Origin of the sequence: Aureimonas jatrophae, assembly GCF_900104035.1 — a bacterium.
Classification (GTDB): Bacteria; Pseudomonadota; Alphaproteobacteria; order Rhizobiales; family Rhizobiaceae; genus Aureimonas; species Aureimonas jatrophae.
On sequence record NZ_FNIT01000005.1, the window covers coordinates 171,566 to 190,368 of the forward strand.

Here is an 18,803-nt window from a genome sequence, read left to right on the forward strand (position 1 = left end):
TCAGGCCGCGCGCCCGACCGTCCAGATCGCGGCACCCGCCATCACCAGGGCCGCTCCGCGGTGGAGCCGGCGCTGCGTTCCGGGCCTGGCCAGCCAGAACCGGGCGCGCGAGGCGAGCGCGGCATAGGGGGTCATCACGACGCCCAGCACCACGGCGGTGACCAGAACCAAAAGCGGTACGTCGGCCGCGCCGATGCTCGCGAGATCGACGATCGCCGGAAGGAGTGCGAGATAGAAGACGATGGTCTTCGGATTGCCGAGCGTGACGGCCAGACCCGAAACCGCGCTCTCGACAACGCCCCGCCCCGCCTCCTGCCCGATGCGGGCCGGATCGCCGGCCGCCCGCCAAAGGCGCCAGGCTAGATACGCGAGATAGGCCGCGCCGGCCCAACGCACGACCGTGAAGAGGCTTCCCAGAAGGTCCGCCAGAAACGAAAGCCCGAACACCGCCATGAGGAGATAGAAGACGTCGCCGACGATCAGTCCGGCTACGAACCCCATGGCCGGCGCGAAGCCCGAGCCGATGGCGCGTGCGACGAGCGCGACGACGCCCGGACCGGGTGTCGCCGCGGCCAAGCCCAGCGCCAGCGCATAGGCGAACAGCGCCGTCCCGCTCATGTGCGCCCCGTCGAGCCGAAACCGCCCGCGCCTCTCGTGGTTTCGCCCACCACCTCCACCGCATGGAAGCGGGCCTGCGGGGCCGGCGCCACGACGGCCTGGGCGATGCGCTCGCCATGCCGGATCGCGAACGGCTCGGCGCCGAGGTTGACGAGAAGAACCATGATCTCGCCGCGATAATCGCTGTCCACCGTTCCCGGCGCGTTGAGAACCGTGACGCCGTGGTGGCGGGCGAGGCTGGAGCGCGGGCGCACCTGTACCTCGAACCCGTCCGGAATGTCGAAGACGAGGCCGGTCGGCACCGACGCGCGCCCGAGCGGGGCGAGAACGAGGGGCTCACCGAGCGCCGCGCGCAGATCCGCACCCGCCGCACCGGCGCTCTGGTAGGTCGGAAGATCGAGATCGGCGGCGTGAGGCAGGCGTCGAACGCCGATCAGGGGCTCGGTCATGAAGACGTCCGTTCCAGGAGCCGCCGCGCGATCTCGGCTGCGAGTCGCCGGGCCACCTCGTCCTTATCCATCTCCGGCCAGCTTTCCACCCCTTCGGCCGACACGAGACGAACCGTGTTGCGCGTCCCGCCCATGACGCCCGTCCCGGGCGACACGTCGTTGGCGACGATCAGATCGGCGCCCTTGGCCGCGAGCTTGGCCTTGGCATGGTCGAGGAGGTCGGCCGTCTCGGCGGCGAAGCCCACCACCAGCACGGGACGACGAGCGCCCGTTCCGACGCCGCGCAGGATGTCCGGGTTCTCGACGAGCGACAGCGGCGGCGGTGGCTCGCCGGGGCGTTTCTTGATCTTGGTGTCCGCGCTCGAGGCCGCTCGCCAGTCGGCGACGGCGGCCACAAACACGGCCGCGTCCGCCGGCAGGCTCGCCTCGACCGCCGCCTGCATCTCGCGCGCCGTCTCGACCCGGCGGATCTCGGCCATGCCGCGGGGGTCGGGTATGGCGACCGGGCCGGACACGAGCACGACCTGCGCGCCCAATGCTGCCAGCGCGGCCGCCAGGGCATGTCCCTGCCGACCCGACGAGCGGTTCGCGATATAGCGCACCGGGTCGATCGGCTCGTGCGTCGGACCGGAGGTGACGACGATGCGCCGCCCCGTCAAAGGGCCATCGCCCAGAAGCGCTTCCGCCGTCGCCACGATCTCCAGCGGCTCGGCCATGCGCCCCTCGCCGCCCTCGCCGCTTTCGGCCATCTCGCCCCGGTTGGGTCCGACGACGTGCAGGCCGTCGCCCCGCAGCGTGGCGAGCGAGCGCCGCGTCGCGGGATGGGTCCACATGGCCGGGTTCATGGCCGGGGCGAGAAGCACGGGCGCGCGCGTCGCCAAGAGAACCGCGCCCGCCAGATCGTCGCCGATGCCCGCCGCCATCCGACCCATGCGCGCCGCCGAGGCCGGCGCCAGGATCACGAGGTCGGCGGAGCGGGCCAGCCGGATATGGCCGACGTCCTGCTCGTCCTCGCGATGAAACAGCTCGCCGTAGACGCGGGAGGCGCTGAGCGCGCCGACCGACAACGGCGTCACGAACTCGGCCGCCGAGCGCGTCATCACCGGCACGACCGTCGCACCGCGCTCGCGCAGCCGGCGAATCAGGTCGAGGCACTTGTAGGCCGCGATGCCCCCGCCGACGATCAGGACGATCCGCCTGTCGGCGAGTGCGCTCACAGGGATCGACCGGACAGAACGCGAGCGCTGGCACGCCGTTGGCGGCCGTCGTCATCGGGGATCGAGATGCCGGTGGTTCGGATCATCGGACGGTCCACAGCGTCGCTCCCCCAGGGGCGGTCACAATCATATTTTTCGCTGGCAACGACGCCGTCAACCGAAGGTCAGCTGCCAGGCGATCACGGCGAGCGACAGGGCGGCGACGATCTGCGCGGCATGGCCGATCGCGATCGCGGTGCGGCCTTCCTTGGCCAGCTCCATCAGGTCGTCGTCGTTGATGTGGATGCCGTTCTCGATGAGCTCCGGCATGTTCTTGGTGAAGACCTCGATGCCGACCGCCAGCTCCGGCAGGCGACGCGCGATGCGGCCGAGCGCGTCCAGCCCCTCGCGCGCGTCGCGCAGCTTGGCGCGCGGTCCCAGCTCGCCATAGATATAGGCGGAGACCACGGGCTCGGCGGCGCGCCACATGTTGAAGCGCGGATCATAGGAGCGCGCGACCCCCTCCACCACGACCATGGTCTTCTGAAGGAGCACGAGCTCGGGACGCGCGCGCATCTCGAAGAGTTCGGTGACCTCGAAGAGCAGGGTCAGGAGATGGGCCATCGAGATCGTCTCGGCGGGCTGGCCGTGGATCGGTTCGCCGATGGCGCGCAACGCCTGCGCGAACGAGGCGACGTCCTTGCCGCGCGGCACGTAGCCCGCTTCGAAGTGGAGTTCCGCCACGCGCCGGTAGTCGCGCTGGATGAAGCCGTAGAGGATCTCGGCGAGGAAGCGGCGCGAGTCCGACGAAAGGCGTCCCACGATGCCGAGATCCACCGCGACCACCGCACCGTCGGATGCGACGAAGAGGTTGCCGGGATGCATGTCGGCATGAAAGAAGCCGTCGCGCATGGCGTGGCGCAGGAAGCCCTGCACGACCTTCACGGCGAGCGCGTCGAGATCGTGCCCAGCCGCCGCCACGGCGGCCACGTCGTTCATCTTGATGCCGTCGACCCATTCCATGGTGAGGACGTCGCGGCCCGTACGCTCCCAGTCCACGTGCGGCACGCGGAAGTCGACATCCTCGCGGATGTTGTCGGCCATCTCGGACGAGGCAGCCGCCTCGAGGCGAAGGTCCATCTCGATGCGGGTGGACTGCGCGAGCGTCTCCACCACCGCCACGGGGCGCAGGCGCCGCGAGGCGGGCACCAGCATCTCCAGCGCGCGGGCGATGAAGGCGAAGGCCTCGATCTCGCGCCGGAAGCGCTGGCGCACGCCCGGCCGGATGACCTTCACGGCAACCGGCTTCAGCTCGCCCTCGCCCGTGCGCACGACGGCACGATGGACCTGGGCGATCGAGGCGGCGCCCACGACATCGCCGAACTCCACGAACAGATCGTCGATCCGCCGGCCGAGCGTCGCCTCGATGTCCTGGATCGCGCGCTCGCGCGGAAATGGCGGCACCTTGTCCTGCAGCATGCCGAGTTCCAGCGCGATGCCGGTTCCCACGATGTCGGGGCGCGTGGCCAGGAACTGGCCGAGCTTGACGTAGGAGGGCCCGAGCCGGTTGAGCGCGGCCGACAGGCGTTCGGACCGAGCCGAGCGCTTGGCGGAGCGGCGCGCGAAGAGGCCGGCGGCGCGATGGGCCAGGAGACCGAGCGGCGGCAACCCGTCGGTCGGCAGGGCCGAGACGACGCCTTCACGGGCCAGAATATACAGGGCGCGCAGGAGAGCGACGGTGCCGGTGATGGGATTGGCCAAGGGCGTGACTTACCTGGGGCTGCGGATCGGACGGCGAACGCGGCGCTCTGGCGACGCGCTCAGAGCTTCCAGCCCGAATGGATCGCGGCGATGCCGCCGGTGAGGTTGCGGTAGGTCACGCGCTCGAAGCCCGCGCGCCGGATCGCGCTCGCGAAGCTTTCCTGGTTCGGGAAGCGCCGGATCGACTCCACGAGGTAGCTGTAGGACTCGCGGTCCTTGGCCACGATCTCGCCGATGCGCGGGATCGCCCCGAACGACCAGGCATCGTAGAGCTTGTCGAGAACCGGGAGGTCGACCTCGGAGAACTCCAGGCACAGGAATCGACCGCCCGGCTTCAGGACGCGGAAGGCCTCCGAGAGCGCCAGATCGATGCGCGGCACGTTGCGGATGCCGAAGGCGATCGTATAGGCGTCGAAGCTGGCGTCCGGCAGGTCGAGGCTCTCGGCGTTGCCTTCCACGAAACGAAGGTTTCGCGCCAGATCTCGCCGGTCGGCCCGCTCGCGACCCACCGCGAGCATCGATCCGTTGATATCGAGGACCGTTCCCTCGGCCGTGCCGCCGGAGGCTTCCACGATGCGGAAGGCGACATCGCCCGTGCCGCCCGCAACATCCAGGAACCGCCATCCGGCGCGGCGCGGCGGCGAGAGCCAGGCGACGGCAGCGTTCTTCCAGACGCGGTGCAGCCCGCCCGACATCAGGTCGTTCATCAGGTCGTAGCGTTCCGCCACGCGATGGAACACCTCGTTGACGCGCGCCTGTTTCTCCTCGCGACCCGAAACGCTTTCGAAGCCGTAGGACGTCTCCATGCCGTCGGTGGCGTTGACGCGGGTGCGCGACATGGCGGAACTCTCCTGTTGGCAGCCTGTGGGGAGTACGGGTCCCTTGGGCCTTCCGGTCCGGGGTGCTTAGCGGAACGGGGTCCGGCGCACCATATGGCGCGCGAGGACGAGGACACCCGCGAGGGACAATAAGAAGCCATGCCCGAATTGCCAGAGGTCGAGACGGTGCGCCGCGGACTGCAGCCGGTGCTGGAGGGCGCACGGATCGAGCGCGCCGAGCTGCGGCGCGCTGGACTGCGCTTTCCCTTCGACCCGTTCTTTGCCGAGCGCGTGGCCGGGCGGCGGGTCGAGCGCCTCGACCGGCGCGCCAAGTATCTCCTTGCGCGGCTCGAGGGCGACCTCACGCTGGCCATGCACCTCGGCATGTCCGGCTCGTTCCGCATCGAGGATGCCGCGCATCCGAACGGCGAGGTCGTGGCCGGTGCCAGCTTCCACCTGCCGCGCTCGGAAGAGCGTCTTCACGACCACGTGGTCTTCCACATGGAGGCGCCGCGCTCGCGCATCGTGTTCAACGATCCCCGCCGCTTCGGATACATGACGTTGATCGAGGGCGTGAACGAGACGAGCCATCCGCACTTCCAGCGCCTCGGCATCGAGCCGGTCGGCGAGGCGCTGGACGGCGTGGCGCTCGCCCGCCGACTGCGGGGCAAGGCGACGCCGCTGAAGAGCGCCCTCCTCGACCAGACGATCGTGGCGGGACTCGGCAACATCTATGTCTGCGAGGCCTTGTGGCGCGCACGCCTGTCGCCTCGTCGCCTGGCCGGCACCCTGGTGCGCGCCGACGGCGAGCCGACGCGGCGCCTCGACCGGCTCGCCCGCGATATCCGCGAAACGATCGCCGACGCGATCGAGGCCGGCGGCTCGACGCTGCGCGACTACCGGCAGGCGGACGGCTCGCTCGGCTACTTCCAGCACCGCTTCGCGGTTTACGATCGCGAGAACGAGCCCTGCCGCCACGAGGGGTGTCGCGGCATCGTGGCGCGCATCGTCCAGTCGGGCCGATCGACCTTCTTCTGTCCGGCCTGCCAGAGATGACGGCGCGTCCCTACCCCGTCACGCCGGACGGGCGCTACTTCGTGGCGAGGAATCGCCTCTGGCGCTGCACCGACCCGACGCTCGCCGACGCGGAACGCGAGGCGGCCGTTTACGATCTGATGCGCGCCCGCCGACAGGTGCGCGACGCCGCGGATGACGCGGAGCGACGCGACGCGCGGCGCCTCGTCGACGCGGCGAAGCGCCGGCTCGGCGAACGGGGACCCGTCTGGTGGAGCGACGGGGCGCCCGACCTCAACCGCCATGCGCCGCATAACACGCCCTACGCGGCCTGGTTCGCGGGCCTGCCGGCCGAGGAACGCGGGCGGGCGGGCGCGTGACCGGCGGCGCTGTTGACGGGGCAAGGTGCGAGTCTTATAAGGCGCCGAGTTTTCCGGCGGCGTCCTCGGATGCGGCCCGATCCGTCGTGCGGGCCTTGGCGGCCTCGCCCGGCTGAAATCCCAACCTCACCGCAAGGGTGCGGGGCGGCCCCGACGGCCTCCTCTTCGCTCTTCGAACCATTCGAGAGAGACTGCTCATGGCCAATACGCCGTCGGCCAAGAAGGCCGCCCGCAAGATCGCCCGTCGCACGGCGATCAACAAGTCGCGCCGCTCGCGCGTGCGCACCTTCCTCCGCAAGGTTGAGGAAGCGATCCTGACGGGCGACAAGGCCGCGGCGCAGGCCGCCTTCAAGGCTGCCGAGCCCGAGTTGGCCCGGGCCGCCTCGAAGGGCGTCATCCATCGCAACACCGCCTCGCGCAAGATCTCGCGCCTGTCGAGCCGCGTGAAGGCGGTCGGCACCGCCTCCTAAGCGGTCCCAGCGAACCTAACTTTGATTACAAAAGGCCCGGGCATGTCCCGGGCCTTTTTGCGTTTGCGGGGATCGATCTTTTCTTGTGGAGAAAAGGGTCGCGCGCCATCTAGCGGCTGAGGGATGGAGTCGAATTCCAAGTCCTAACAAGGATTTACCCGTTTTCCACAGGCTAGGATGCGAGTCTTGGCACCCATATCCGGGCGCTCCGGAGTCAAGCCGGACCGTTCAAAAAAAATCCGCAATCGCGACGACGCCCACAGGTTCCGCATGCTGCTTCGCGGAATCCGGAATGGAGTCAGCGCATTACGGATCGAGCTGTGGATTGTGACGCTCATGGGATTGCCACAGTCCCGTCACGAGGCGGTCCAGGCGTCCGATTCAGCGCTTGCTCCGATCCCGCCGCTTGCGTAGCTTTTTCTCGACAGCAAGTGCCTTCCGGGGGGAAGGTTGGGGACAAGAGCCGTTTTCCAACGAAATCCCGCGCCACGCCGCCACCCGCAAGGGACGCGGGCAGCATGGCGGGGTCACCCGGCAGGGCGCGACACGCGCTGCGCGCCTCGGCGCGATCCATACGATTTGTAACTGCGTTTCGCCGGTCCTCCTTGCGAGAGACTCGGTGCGTTTGGAGTAGACCGATGAACCACCCCTACGAGGGCGACGTCACCGCGGAGGCGTGCTGGAACGCCCTGCGGAACGACCCCGACAGCTTTCTGGTCGATGTGCGAACCAGCGCGGAGTGGAACTTCGTCGGCTTCCCCGAGATGCCCGAAGGCCACCGCACGCCGATCTTCGCGGAATGGCAATCCTACCCGGCCATGAGCATCGACCCGTCCGGGTTCGCCGCCAAGGTGTCCGGTGCGATCGAAGCGGCTGGCGGCTCGCGCCAGTCGCGGATCTTCTTTCTGTGCCGCTCGGGCGCCCGCTCCATGTCGAGCGCCGCGACCATGACCGGCGCAGGCTTCGAACACTGCTTCAACGTCGCCGACGGCTTCGAGGGTCCGCCGGACGACGAGGGGCATCGCGGTCGCGTGGCGGGCTGGAAGGCGGCCGGTTTGCCTTGGAGGCAGAAATGACCGCTCTTCATCAGCCCGTCCGCCGCGCCGCGCCGCGTGGCCCCGCCCCCCGTCTGCCCTCGGCCGTCCCGGCTGCCCTGCCCCTCGAGGCCGCCACCATGCCGCAAACCGACGCCGACATCCTGGAGCGCGTGAGCGCCCGTCTGAAAGCCCAGCTTGGCCCGGAGGTCTTCGCCTCCTGGTTCACGCGCATGAAGCTCGACCAGGTCGGCAAGGGCGTCGTGCAGGTTTCCGTGCCCACCGCGTTCCTGCGCACCTGGATCAACGGGCACTATCGCGATCTCCTCGCGCAGATCTTCGCCGACGAGGTGCCCGGCACGCTGCGCGTGGACATCGTGGTGCGCTCCGCGGTTCGGGGCGCGGCGCCGGTGCGCCCGGCCGACGCCGCGGTCTCCCGTGTCCCCGTCGCCGCTCCCGCCCCGGCCGCGGGCCGCGCCGCGCAGAGCGAGCGTGCCGCGATGCCGGGCGCGGCCGAGCCCGCAGCCCCGCGTCCGGACTTCGGCTCGCCGCTCGACCCGCGCTACGTCTTCGAGACGTTCGTGGAAGGCGCCTCGAACCGCGTGGCGCTGGCAGCGGCCCGATCGATCGCCGAGAACGGCCCGCAGTCGGTGCGCTTCAACCCGCTGTTCCTTCATGCCTCCGTCGGACTCGGCAAGACGCATCTGCTTCAGGCCATCGCGAACGCCGCGGTCCAGCGCGCCGATCGTCCGCGCGTGGTCTACCTGACGGCCGAGTACTTCATGTGGCGCTTCGCAACCGCGATCCGGGACAACCAAGCGCTCGACTTCAAGGAGAACCTGCGCGGCATCGACATCCTGATCATCGACGACATGCAGTTCCTGCAGGGCAAGTCGATCCAGCAGGAGTTCTGCCACCTCCTGAACGCGCTGATCGACTCGGCTCGCCAGGTCATCGTGGCGGCCGACCGGCCGGCCTTCGAACTGGAGTCGCTGGACGGACGCGTGCGCTCTCGTCTGGCGGGCGGCGTTTCGATCGAGATGGCCAACCCCGACTTCGACATGCGCCGCGGCATCCTGCAGACGCGCGTTTCGGCCATGCGCGGCGAGGATCCGTCCTTTGCGGTCAACGAGGCGGTGATCGACACGATCGCCCGCCGCGTGGCCGGCTCGGGCCGCGACCTCGAGGGCGCCTTCAACCAGATCGCCTTCCGCCACGCGGTCGGCCAGCCCCTCTCCAACGACCATCTCGACGACCTCCTGAACCAGCTGACGCGCACGGGCGGCGAGAAGCGGATCCGGATCGAGGACATCCTGAAGTTCGTGTCGCGCCACTACAACGTGTCGCGCACCGACATCCTCTCGGCCCGGCGCACGCGCACCATCGTCCGCCCGCGCCAGATCGCGATGTATCTCGCCAAGACCATGACGCCGCGCTCGCTGCCCGAGATCGGCCGCCGCTTCGGCGGGCGCGATCACACGACGGTCCTGCATGCGGTACGCAAAATCGAGGCGGAGCGGGCGAACGACGAGAAGCTGTCGGAAGAGCTCGACGTCATCCGCCGCATGATCGAGGAGTGAGGCTCGAGGCGGGTCCGCCCCGCCTTCTCCCCGCTTCTCACAGGCTTTCGAGCCGCGCAGGGCGGGTTTCGCTTTGCGCGGCCTGCGGCATGATCTAAAAGGTTCGGACCCTTTTCTCGGGCCTCGCCCTTCGGGCGGGGCCTTGGCGTTCCGAGCGGTTCCCTGTCATGCGTATCACGATCGAGCGGTCGAACCTCCTGCGGTCCCTGTCGCATGTCCACCGCGTGGTGGAGCGGCGCAACACGATCCCGATCCTGTCCAACGTCCTCCTCAAGACCGAGGACGGCGCGCTGCGCCTGAAGGCGACCGACCTCGACATCGAGATCACCGAGCGCGTTCCCGCGAGCGGCGAACAGGACGGCGCGACCACGGTTCCCGCCCACCTCCTCTACGACATCGTGCGCAAGCTGTCGGACGGCTCCGAGGTTGAGCTTCGCACCAACGGCGAGGGCGGCCAGATGACCGTCACGTCGGGACGGTCCAACTTCCGCCTTCAGTGCCTGCCGGAAGGCGACTTCCCGGACATCACGACCGGCAGCTTCACGCACGCCTTCACGCTCAAGGCGTCCGACCTCGGGCGCCTGATCGAGCGCACGCAGTTCGCGATCTCCACCGAGGAGACGCGCTACTACCTCAACGGCATCTTCCTCCACACGATCGAGTCGGGCGGCGCGCTGCGCCTGCGCGCCGTGGCGACCGACGGCCACCGGCTGGCCCGCGCCGAGATGGATGCGCCGGTCGGCTCGGAGGGCATGCCCGGCATCATCATTCCCCGTAAGGCGGTATCGGAGATCCAGAAGCTCCTGGGCGAGGCCGACAGCACGGTCGAGGTCGAGCTGTCGGACGCCAAGATCCGCTTCACCGTGGGCGAGGTCGTGATGACCTCGAAGCTGATCGACGGCACGTTCCCGGACTACCAGCGCGTGATTCCGACCGGCAACGACAAGGCGCTCCGCCTCGACCGCCAGACCTTCAGCCAGGCCGTGGACCGCGTGTCCACGATCTCCACCGAGCGCGGCCGCGCGGTGAAGCTGGCGGTCGCCGACAGCCAGCTCACGCTCACCGTCAACTCGCCCGACAGCGGCACGGCGACCGAGGAGCTCGCGGTCGGCTACGACGCCGACGAGATCGAGATCGGCTTCAACGCCAAGTACCTTCTCGACATCACCGGCCAGCTGGCGGGCGACGAGGCGGTGTTCATGCTGGCCGATCCCGGCTCGCCGACCCTGATCCGCGACGGCGGCGACGAGGGCACGCTCTACGTCCTCATGCCGATGCGCGTCTGAGCGCGATCGAGGCGGGCGCGACGACCGCCGCCGCTGCGCCGTTACCGGTCGCCTCGCTGCAGCTCGCCGACTTTCGCAACTACGCGCAGCTGTCGGTCGACTTCGAACGCCGCTTCGTCGTGTTCCATGGCGACAACGGCGCCGGCAAGACCAACCTCCTGGAAGCGCTGTCGCTCCTGTCGCCCGGGCGCGGCCTGCGGCGCGCGAGCTATGGCGAGATGGCGCGGGCCGGCGGATCGGGCGCCTTTTCCGTGCGCGCCGGCCTCGGCTCGCCGGTCGCGCAGCGGCTCGACGTCCAGACCCTGGTGCGACCCGACGAAAGCGGCGCTTCCCGCCTCGTGCGCTTCGACGGCGCGGCGGCGCGCACCGTAGACGAGCTTCTGGAGCACCTGCGCGTCGTCTGGCTGACGCCGGCCATGGACGGTCTCTTCACAGGTCCTGCAGCCGACCGACGCCGATTCCTGGACCGCATGGTCCTCACGGTCGATCCGGCGCACGGGCGCCGTGCGCTCGACTACGAGCGCCTCGTGCGCGGACGCAACAAGCTCCTGTCGGAGGATCGGCTCGACGACCGTTGGCTGCTCGCCATCGAGCGTCAGATGGCCGAGCACGGCTTGGCGCTCGCGCTCGCGCGCGCCGATCTCGCGCAGCGCCTGGCCGCGCGCATCGAGGCTACCGCCGGATCGCCCTTTCCGCTGGCCGACCTGCATCTGCAGTCGGGCTACGAGACCGTCGATCTCGAGGGTCCGGCGGCGGATCTCGAGGACCGCATCGCGGAACGGCTGCGCGAGCGGCGCGTGCTGGATCGCGCAGCCGGCCGTACCACCGAGGGTCCGCACCGCGCCGAGTTGGACGTGCGGCACCGCTCCAAGGACATGCCGGCCGCCCTGTCCTCCACGGGCGAACAGAAGGCGCTCCTGATCGGTCTCGTGATCGCTCACGCCCGACTCGTGGAAGCGGCGTCGGGCATGGCTCCGGTTCTGCTTCTCGACGAGGTCGCAGCCCATCTCGATCCCAGCCGGCGCGCAGCCCTGTTCGACATCCTGGAGGATCTCGGCGTCCAGAGCTTCCTGACGGGAACCGATGCGTCGCTGTTCGAAGCGCTCGGATCGCGCGCCCAACGCCTGGCTGTTTCGGAAGGACAGGTTCCATGACAGCTCCCCTCTCCTCGGAGGAGATCGAGCGCTACGCGCGCCACCTCGTTCTGCCCGAGATCGGCGGCCCCGGTCAGCAGCGACTGCGCCAGGCCCGTGTCCTTCTCGTCGGCGCCGGCGGTCTCGGCTCGCCCGCCGCCCTGTATCTTGCGGCCGCCGGCGTCGGAACGCTCGGCCTGATCGACGACGACCGCGTCTCGCTCTCCAATCTCCAACGCCAGATCCTGCACGGCACCGCCGACATCGGGCGACCGAAGCTCGACAGCGCGACGGACGCGATCGCCCGCATCAATCCGCATGTCGCGGTCGAGACCCATCACCTGCGCCTCGACGAGACGAACGGCCGAGCGGTCGTGGACCGTTACGACCTCGTCGTCGACGGTTCCGACAACTTCGCGACGCGCTACGCTTTGGCGGATCTGTGCGAGCGGGCCGAGCGCCCCCTGGTCAGCGCGGCGGTCCAGCGCTTCTCCGGGTCACTAACCGTTCTCACGCCGTTCCGCCGGGATAGCGAAGGTCGTTCCGAACCACGGTACCGCGACCTCTTCCCGAGCCCGCCGCCAGAGGGAATGGTGCCGTCCTGCGCGGAGGCCGGGATCCTGGGCGTCGTGACCGGCATCCTCGGCACGCTGGCGGCGGCGGAAGCGATCAAGCTCGTCACCGGCGCCGGCGATCCGCTGATCGGTCGTTTGCTGCTCGTGGATACGCTGCGCATGCGCTTCGAGGAGATCCGGTATCGCCGACCCGCGCCCCACGGAACGCAGGCTCAGCCGCAGCACAGCAACGGGTTAACCACGCCGAGATAATCGGATCACTTTACCATAACAGGTCCGTGATCTTTTGCCGGACATCAATCATCCTCGTCGCACAACTTGAAGCCTTCCCCTCCGTCAATCCGGTGACGGCCGGGAAGCATCGTGTCGCTGCGAGGAGAAACGCGCATGAAGCCGATCGCCGTTCTGGGTGCGGGCTTGGCTGGGCTGACCGCGGCCGATGAGCTGAAGCGTCGGGGTCTGCCGGTCGTCGTCTTCGAGGCCGGACGCACGGTCGGTGGCATGGCCGCCTCGTTTCGCGATGCCGAAGGCTTCTCCTACGACTACGGCGCGCATTTCGTGAGCAACCGTCTCGCCAAGGCGTTGGGCGCGGAAGCCATCTGCCGCACGGTGCGCCATTACGGCGAGGCGGTGGTCGTGGATGGTCGCAGCCACAGCCACCCGTTCGGCCTCATGGCCGAGCCGCGCTTTCTCGCCGGGGCTCTGGCGGCGCAGTTCCGGCGACACGACACGCCCGCCCCGCACGCCGCGGCCCTGTTCCGGCGCCTCTACGGCGACGCCATGGCCGAGGCGGTGGCGATCCCCCTCGTGGAAGCCTGGTCGGGTGCGCCTGCCGACCAGCTTGCGCCGGCGGTCGGCGAGAAGTTCGGCAACAGCGTCCTGAAGTCCCTTTACCTGAACATGGCGGCGAAGCTGACGCGACGCGCCGTCTGCAACGGCTATACGCGCACCATGCCGGAGGGAGCCAGCGTCTACCATGTCTACCCCGAGGGCGGCATGGCAAAACTCCTGGAACCCGCACTGAACCGCCTTTTCGGATCGGTCCGCCTCGAGTCGCCGGTCGAGCGCATCCTGGTCGAGAACGGCCGTGTCGAGGCGGTCCGCGTGCACGGGCAGGACATACCCGTGTCGGCGGCGATCTCCACGGCGCCCGTGCATGTCCTGCCGCGGCTCCTGGAAGGAAGCGACGCGCTCGAAGGCCTGCGCACCTTCCGCTATCGACCGATGATCTTCGTCAACCTGCGCTTCGCCGGTCGCCATCTTCTGCCCGACACGATGGCCTGGGTGCCGGACCGGCGCCAGACCTTCTTCCGCGTCACGGAAGCACCCTACTCGATGCCGCAGTTGGCGCCGGCGGGAAAGACGCTCCTCACCTTCGACATCGGCTGCGAGGTCGGCGACGAGCGTTGGACGATGAGCGACGAGGAACTGGCCAAGCGCTGTCTCGATGGCCTGTGCGAGGTGTTCGGCGAGCACCTGCGGGCCAGCTATCTCGGCCCGGGCGGCACGATCCGCACGCCGATCTCCTACCCCGTCTATCTCGCGAGCTACGAAGCGGAGCGCCAGCGCTTCAGCGACTCGACGGGCGTGGACGGTCTCTGGAGCGTCGGGCGCAACGGCGAGTTCGCCCATATCCTGATGGAGGACGTCTACTGGCGCACGATCCGCCGCATGGACGAGGTAACGCGCTATATCGGCGGACTCGCCTCGCCGAGACCGGACATCGGATCCGCCAGCCGCATCGCGGCCTGAGCCAGGGTCATCGGGTGAGGGATCGTTAACCGCGATCCGCGATAGTTGGATCCGTCAGACGACGCGGACCAACGCTCCACGACCTCGCCGCCTTCGCGCGGCCGGGTGTGGCGCTGCCGCGCCCCAGGAGTCCGTTGCTTCCCGTGTCCTCACCCGCCTTCTCCCGCGTATTCACCGCCCTTTTCGGCCTGACGATCGTGTGCTCGGCCTTGCCGACCGCGCACGCCCAGACGCCGGCCGCCGCCGCGACCCGCCCCGACGGGGCGACGGCCGAGTCCACCGAGACCGCCGAGCCGGGCGAGGGATCCGGCGCCGCGCGCCTGCCGCTGCCGCGCTTCGTGTCGCTGAAGGCAGCCCGCGTGAACCTGCGCGTCGGACCGGGCAAGGACTACGCGGTCTCGTGGCTCTACCTGAAGCCCGGCCTGCCGGTGGAGATCATCCAGGAATACGACCTGTGGCGCCGTATCCGCGACGCAGAGGGCACCGAGGGCTGGGTGCATCGCTCGCTCCTGTCGGGCGACCGCACCGCGCTGGCGGCTCCATGGCTGAAGGGCAAGAAGGAGGCGACGATCGCCATGCACCGCTCCGCGGCGACCGACGGACCGGTGGTGGCCGAGATGGAGCCCGGCGTCGTCACCAAGGTGCGCGAATGCTCGTTCGGCTGGTGCCAGGTGGAAGCGGCGGGCCGCAAGGGCTTCGTCGCCCAGAACGAGATCTGGGGCGTTTATCCCGACGAGCGCTTCTGAGCGCGACGGTTTCTCTCATGAAAAAGGCCGGCGGGTGATCCCCGCCGGCCTTTTTCGTATCCGGAATGAAATGGCTTCAGGCGCCGGGTGCCGCCTTGCGGCGCAGGCGCACCACGACATCGACGTTGATGATCTCCATGCCCTCCGGCGGCTCCGGCAGGTTGCCGACCTGGATCGTGCCGTCGGGAATGTCGATCATCGTGTTCTCGGACTCCACGAAGAAGTGATGGTGGTCCGACGTGTTGGTGTCGAAGTAGGTGCGCTGCCCCTCCGCCGAGAGCGGCCGCACGATGCCGGCATCCGTGAACTGGTGCAGCGTGTTGTAGACGGTCGCGAGCGATACGGGCTCACCGGCCTTGTGGGCCTCGTCGTGAAGATCTTCCGCGGACAGATGCCGGTCGCCGGCGCCGAAGATCAGGTTGCACAGGGCCACGCGCTGGCGCGTCGGGCGAAGGCCGGCGGCACGCAGGCGCTCGAAGACGCAGAAGCTCTGCGTCTTGGCGGCTGAGTGATCGTGCGCGTGGGTCGTGACCCGATGGTCCATGGATCGGCTTTCCGGCGTAAAGTTGACTATTCGTCCCAAGTTTTATGATCGGCGCCACGAGATCGCAACCCCCACGATAATTCCAGGACCTCTGCCCTCTAACTTAGCGACTCGCACCGCGCACGACAATCGCGGCGCCCACACGACCCAGCGCCATCCACCGCCCGTCATCCGCCGCAGCCCGCTCTGAGGCGCGCGATCGCAGCGCCCGAGCCCTTGAGCGGCAGGCGAAACATCCCGGAGGGGCCGGAAACCTCGACCTCGCGGCCCTTCGACAGGAGGGTCAGCAAGGCGTCGGCCTGCGCCAGCGTATCCTCGCGCGCGAACCGGCTCGCGCCCTTGCCGTTCGGCTCCGCCTCGGCGGTCACCGTCGTGCGCTCGGCCAGACCGTCGACCGACAGAACCAACGTTCGAGGACGCTCGTCGGAGAAGCGCGTCCCGTCCCCCGACAGGAGGAGACGAACGCGTCCCGGCTGCGTGCAGCGGAAGACGAGACCGGCGAGACGGCCTTTCTGCGAGAAGCCGGCGCTGGTGGCGGCTCCCTGCCCTTCGGCCTTCCAGACCTGCGCTTGCGACAACTGCGGCACGCCGCACAGGACCAGCAGCGTGATAACGGTGCGGCAGGGGAAGCGGGTCATGCTCGTTCATCCGGCGAAACGGGGAAGGATCGCATCCGGACTTAGCGCATTTGCCCTCACCGCGCCCCGTGCTAAGGGCGTCGGCGCAAAGATTGGGCGGCCAGGCCGCGCGAACCCAAGGGCAGGGCGATGAGCAGCACGGCGACACGATTCGGCAAGGACGAGCTCCTCGCCTGCGCGCGCGGGGAGATGTTCGGTCCCGGCAACGCGCAGCTGCCGCTGCCCCCCATGCTGATGTTCGATCGCATCACCGAGGTGACCACCGACGGCGGCCAGTTCGGCAAGGGCTCGATCCGGGCCGAGTTCGACGTCTCGCCCGACCTCTGGTTCTTCAGCTGCCACTTCCAGGGGGATCCGGTGATGCCCGGCTGCCTCGGCCTCGACGCCCTCTGGCAGCTGACGGGCTTCTATCTCGGTTGGCTCGGCGAGCCGGGCCGCGGTCGCGCGCTGGGCGTCGGCGAGGTCAAGTTCACGGGACAGGTGACGCCCAAGGTGAAGCTCGTGGAATACGGCGTCGAGTTCCGCCGTGTCATGCGCTCCAAGCTCAAGCTCGGAATCGCCGAGGGCTGGATGAAGGCCGACGGCGAGGTCATCTATCAGGCATCGAACCTGCGCGTCGGCCTGTTCCAGGACGCCGACGAGCCGGCCGGCGGCTGAGCGCCGCCACCCGAACGACAAGGGTTCCGGCCGAAACGGCTGGGCCAGACTTTGAGGAGATTTCGGCCATGCGTCGGGTCGTCGTGACCGGAATGGGCATCGTTTCGTCGATCGGTGTCGGGCTGGAGGCCGTGTCGGCGTCGCTGCGCGAGGCCAGATCCGGCATCACCTTCTCGCCCGACTTCGCCGAGCACGGCTTCCGCAGTCAGGTCTGGGGCCGCCCCGAGCTCGACGTCGCCGAGCACGTGGATCGCCGGGCCCTGCGCTTCCTGTCGGAGGGAGCGGCGTGGAACCACGTCGCCATGAGCCAGGCCATCGCCCACTCGGGACTCGAGGAGCGCGAGGTCGCGGGCAACGAGCGCACCGGCATCATCATGGGATCGGGCGGTCCCTCGACGCGCACCATCTTCGAGGCCGCCGAAACGACGCTGAAGAACAAGAGCCCCAAGCGCATCGGCCCCTTCGCCGTGCCGAAGGCCATGAGCTCGTCGGCCTCGGCGACGCTCGCGACCTGGTTCAAGATCCACGGCGTGAACTACTCGATCTCGTCGGCCTGCTCGACCTCGGCCCATTGCATCGGAAACGCGGCCGAGCAGATCCAGTGGGGCAAGCAGGACGTCATGTTCGCGGGCGGTCACGAGGGCCTCGACTGGACCATGGCCGACCTGTTCGACGCCATGGGAGCGATGTCCTCCAAGCACAACGACACGCCGGCCACCGCCAGCCGCGCCTACGACGCGAGCCGCGACGGCTTCGTGATCTCGGGCGGCGCTGGCGTTCTGGTGCTCGAGGAACTGGAGCACGCGCGGGCGCGTGGCGCGACGATCCATGCCGAGCTCGTCGGCTACGGCGCGACCTCGGACGGCCACGACATGGTGGCGCCCTCCGGCGAGGGCGCGGTGCGCTGCATGCGTCAGGCCATGAGCGGCCTCGGCGGCCCGATCGACTACATCAACACCCACGGCACGGCGACCGGCGTCGGCGACGCCAAGGAAATGGCGGCGGTGCGCGAGGTCTTCGGCGAGCGCGCGCCCTTCATCTCGTCCACCAAGTCGCTGACCGGCCACAGCCAGGGCGCGGCCGGCGCGCAGGAGGCGATCTACTCGCTTCTGATGATGGGCGGCGACTTCCTGGCGGAAAGCGCGCACATCCAGACGCTGGATCCCGAGTTCGAGGGACTGCCGATCCTGCGCGAACGGCGTGACGGACGGGTCGACCGCGTCATGTCGAACTCCTTCGGCTTCGGAGGAACCAACGCATCGCTGGTGTTCCAGCGCTACGAGGCTTGAGCGTCATGGCGGATCTGATGAAGGGCAAGCGCGGCCTCGTGATGGGCGTCGCCAACCACAACTCCATCGCCTGGGGCGCGGCGAAGGCTTTGGCAGCGCAAGGGGCGGAACTGGCCTTCAGCTACCAAGGCGAGGCGTTCGGCAAGCGTCTGCGCCCGCTGGCCGCCGAGATCGGCTCGACCCTTCTCATCGACTGCGACGTCGAGGACATCGCCTCGGTGGATGCGCTGTTCGAGACGCTGCGCAAGGAGTGGGGCCGGATCGACTTCGTGATCCATGCCATCGGCTTCTCCGACAAGAACGAGCTGAAGGGCCTCTACGCCGACACGACGCGCGAGAACTTCATCCGCACCATGGTGATCTCCTGCTTCTCGTTCACCGAGATCGCCAAGCGCGCCGCCGCCATCATGAACAATGGCGGCTCGATGGTGACGCTGACCTACGGCGGGTCGATGCGCGTCATGCCGAACTACAACGTGATGGGCGTCGCCAAGGCCGCGCTGGAAGCCTCCGTACGCTACCTCGCCGCCGACTTCGGCCCGCGCGACATCCGCGTCAACGCCGTCTCGGCCGGGCCGATGCGCACGCTCGCGGGCGCCGGCGTCTCGGACGCGCGTCTCATGCTGAACTACCAGCGCCGCAACGCCCCCATGCGCCGCAACGTGACGCACGAGGAGGTCGGCAACTCGACGCTCTATCTCCTGTCGGACCTGTCGCGCGGCGTCACCGGCGAGATCCATTATGTCGACGCCGGCTACAACATCATGTCGATGCCGGCCCTCGACGAGTTGAAGGCGCAGGAGCGGCGGGCCGAGATCGTGGGCGAAGCGGTGCTGGAGCCGGTCGCCGAGCCCGCCAAGTAG

Annotated in this window: 20 protein-coding genes; 13 read left to right on the top strand and 7 right to left on the bottom strand. The window is 69.0% G+C overall.

The annotated features are described in order from the left end of the window. The 5 genes from BLQ76_RS12615 to ubiE form a co-directional block, all read right to left on the bottom strand. Window positions 1-618, bottom strand: a complete 618-nt coding sequence (locus BLQ76_RS12615) for a LysE family translocator (RefSeq protein ID WP_090673719.1) — start codon at window positions 616-618, stop codon at window positions 1-3. Further along, window positions 615-1,067, bottom strand: coding sequence for a dUTP diphosphatase (dut, locus tag BLQ76_RS12620; protein ID WP_090673721.1), 453 nt, complete (start codon window positions 1,065-1,067; stop codon window positions 615-617). Before dut ends, BLQ76_RS12615 begins: the two co-directional genes overlap by 4 nt. After that, a complete protein-coding gene (gene coaBC / locus BLQ76_RS12625) occupies window positions 1,064-2,290 on the bottom strand; it encodes a bifunctional phosphopantothenoylcysteine decarboxylase/phosphopantothenate--cysteine ligase CoaBC (protein ID WP_425285164.1) in 1,227 nt (408 codons plus the stop codon). Before coaBC ends, dut begins: the two co-directional genes overlap by 4 nt. 147 nt (window positions 2,291-2,437) lie before the next feature. Then, the gene (gene ubiB, locus BLQ76_RS12630) at window positions 2,438-4,024 is read right to left on the bottom strand and encodes a 2-polyprenylphenol 6-hydroxylase (protein ID WP_090673726.1); all 1,587 of its coding nucleotides are present in this window, start codon (window positions 4,022-4,024) and stop codon (window positions 2,438-2,440) included. Window positions 4,025-4,083: 59 nt separating this feature from the next. Further along, on the bottom strand, window positions 4,084-4,863 hold the full coding sequence (ubiE, locus tag BLQ76_RS12635) for a bifunctional demethylmenaquinone methyltransferase/2-methoxy-6-polyprenyl-1,4-benzoquinol methylase UbiE (RefSeq protein ID WP_090673728.1): 780 nt from the start codon (window positions 4,861-4,863) through the stop codon (window positions 4,084-4,086). Window positions 4,864-5,001: 138 nt separating this feature from the next. Between ubiE and mutM the strand changes: the two genes are divergently transcribed. The 10 genes from mutM to BLQ76_RS12685 all read left to right on the top strand — a co-directional run bounded on the left by mutM (window position 5,002) and on the right by BLQ76_RS12685 (window position 14,812). Further along, on the top strand, window positions 5,002-5,898 hold the full coding sequence (gene mutM / locus BLQ76_RS12640; protein WP_090673731.1) for a bifunctional DNA-formamidopyrimidine glycosylase/DNA-(apurinic or apyrimidinic site) lyase: 897 nt from the start codon (window positions 5,002-5,004) through the stop codon (window positions 5,896-5,898). Continuing rightward, window positions 5,895-6,236: a hypothetical protein gene (locus BLQ76_RS12645; RefSeq protein ID WP_090673733.1), complete on the top strand. Its 342-nt coding sequence runs from the start codon at window positions 5,895-5,897 to the stop codon at window positions 6,234-6,236. Before mutM ends, BLQ76_RS12645 begins: the two co-directional genes overlap by 4 nt. Window positions 6,237-6,433: 197 nt before the next feature. Next, window positions 6,434-6,706, top strand: coding sequence for a 30S ribosomal protein S20 (gene rpsT / locus BLQ76_RS12650; RefSeq protein ID WP_090673735.1), 273 nt, complete (start codon window positions 6,434-6,436; stop codon window positions 6,704-6,706). A 638-nt stretch (window positions 6,707-7,344) separates the two neighbouring features. After that, window positions 7,345-7,782: a rhodanese-like domain-containing protein gene (locus BLQ76_RS12655; RefSeq protein WP_090673737.1), complete on the top strand. Its 438-nt coding sequence runs from the start codon at window positions 7,345-7,347 to the stop codon at window positions 7,780-7,782. Between the two features lie 98 nt (window positions 7,783-7,880). Next, on the top strand, window positions 7,881-9,320 hold the full coding sequence (gene dnaA, locus BLQ76_RS12660) for a chromosomal replication initiator protein DnaA (protein WP_244519615.1): 1,440 nt from the start codon (window positions 7,881-7,883) through the stop codon (window positions 9,318-9,320). 167 nt (window positions 9,321-9,487) lie between these two features. Continuing rightward, entirely contained in the window at window positions 9,488-10,606 is a 1,119-nt protein-coding gene (gene dnaN / locus BLQ76_RS12665; RefSeq protein ID WP_090673742.1) for a DNA polymerase III subunit beta, read from the top strand. Next, on the top strand, window positions 10,603-11,760 hold the full coding sequence (gene recF / locus BLQ76_RS12670) for a DNA replication/repair protein RecF (protein ID WP_210285944.1): 1,158 nt from the start codon (window positions 10,603-10,605) through the stop codon (window positions 11,758-11,760). Before dnaN ends, recF begins: the two co-directional genes overlap by 4 nt. After that, a complete protein-coding gene (locus BLQ76_RS12675; RefSeq protein WP_090673746.1) occupies window positions 11,757-12,566 on the top strand; it encodes a molybdopterin-synthase adenylyltransferase MoeB in 810 nt (269 codons plus the stop codon). The genes recF and BLQ76_RS12675 overlap by 4 nt, the downstream gene beginning before the upstream one ends. A gap of 135 nt (window positions 12,567-12,701) precedes the next feature. Then, a complete protein-coding gene (locus BLQ76_RS12680) occupies window positions 12,702-14,066 on the top strand; it encodes a protoporphyrinogen/coproporphyrinogen oxidase (RefSeq protein ID WP_090673749.1) in 1,365 nt (454 codons plus the stop codon). 143 nt (window positions 14,067-14,209) lie between these two features. Then, window positions 14,210-14,812 (top strand): SH3 domain-containing protein, encoded by a 603-nt coding sequence (locus tag BLQ76_RS12685; RefSeq protein WP_244519601.1) that lies wholly within the window; start codon window positions 14,210-14,212, stop codon window positions 14,810-14,812. A gap of 76 nt (window positions 14,813-14,888) precedes the next feature. Here BLQ76_RS12685 and irrA read toward each other — a convergent pair whose 3' ends face one another. After that, entirely contained in the window at window positions 14,889-15,356 is a 468-nt protein-coding gene (irrA, locus tag BLQ76_RS12690) for an iron response transcriptional regulator IrrA (RefSeq protein WP_090673751.1), read from the bottom strand. 167 nt (window positions 15,357-15,523) lie between these two features. Next, a complete protein-coding gene (locus BLQ76_RS12695) occupies window positions 15,524-15,994 on the bottom strand; it encodes a hypothetical protein (protein WP_090673753.1) in 471 nt (156 codons plus the stop codon). Window positions 15,995-16,123: 129 nt separating this feature from the next. On the opposite strand from BLQ76_RS12695, the gene fabA reads away from it, so the two are divergent. From fabA to fabI, 3 genes are all read left to right on the top strand, one after another. Further along, complete coding sequence (gene fabA / locus BLQ76_RS12700; RefSeq protein WP_090673756.1) at window positions 16,124-16,651, top strand: 3-hydroxyacyl-[acyl-carrier-protein] dehydratase FabA; 528 nt, start codon at window positions 16,124-16,126, stop codon at window positions 16,649-16,651. 68 nt (window positions 16,652-16,719) lie between these two features. Beyond that, window positions 16,720-17,940, top strand: a complete 1,221-nt coding sequence (gene fabB / locus BLQ76_RS12705; protein ID WP_090673759.1) for a beta-ketoacyl-ACP synthase I — start codon at window positions 16,720-16,722, stop codon at window positions 17,938-17,940. A 5-nt stretch (window positions 17,941-17,945) separates the two neighbouring features. Beyond that, window positions 17,946-18,803 (top strand): enoyl-ACP reductase FabI, encoded by an 858-nt coding sequence (gene fabI, locus BLQ76_RS12710; RefSeq protein ID WP_090673761.1) that lies wholly within the window; start codon window positions 17,946-17,948, stop codon window positions 18,801-18,803.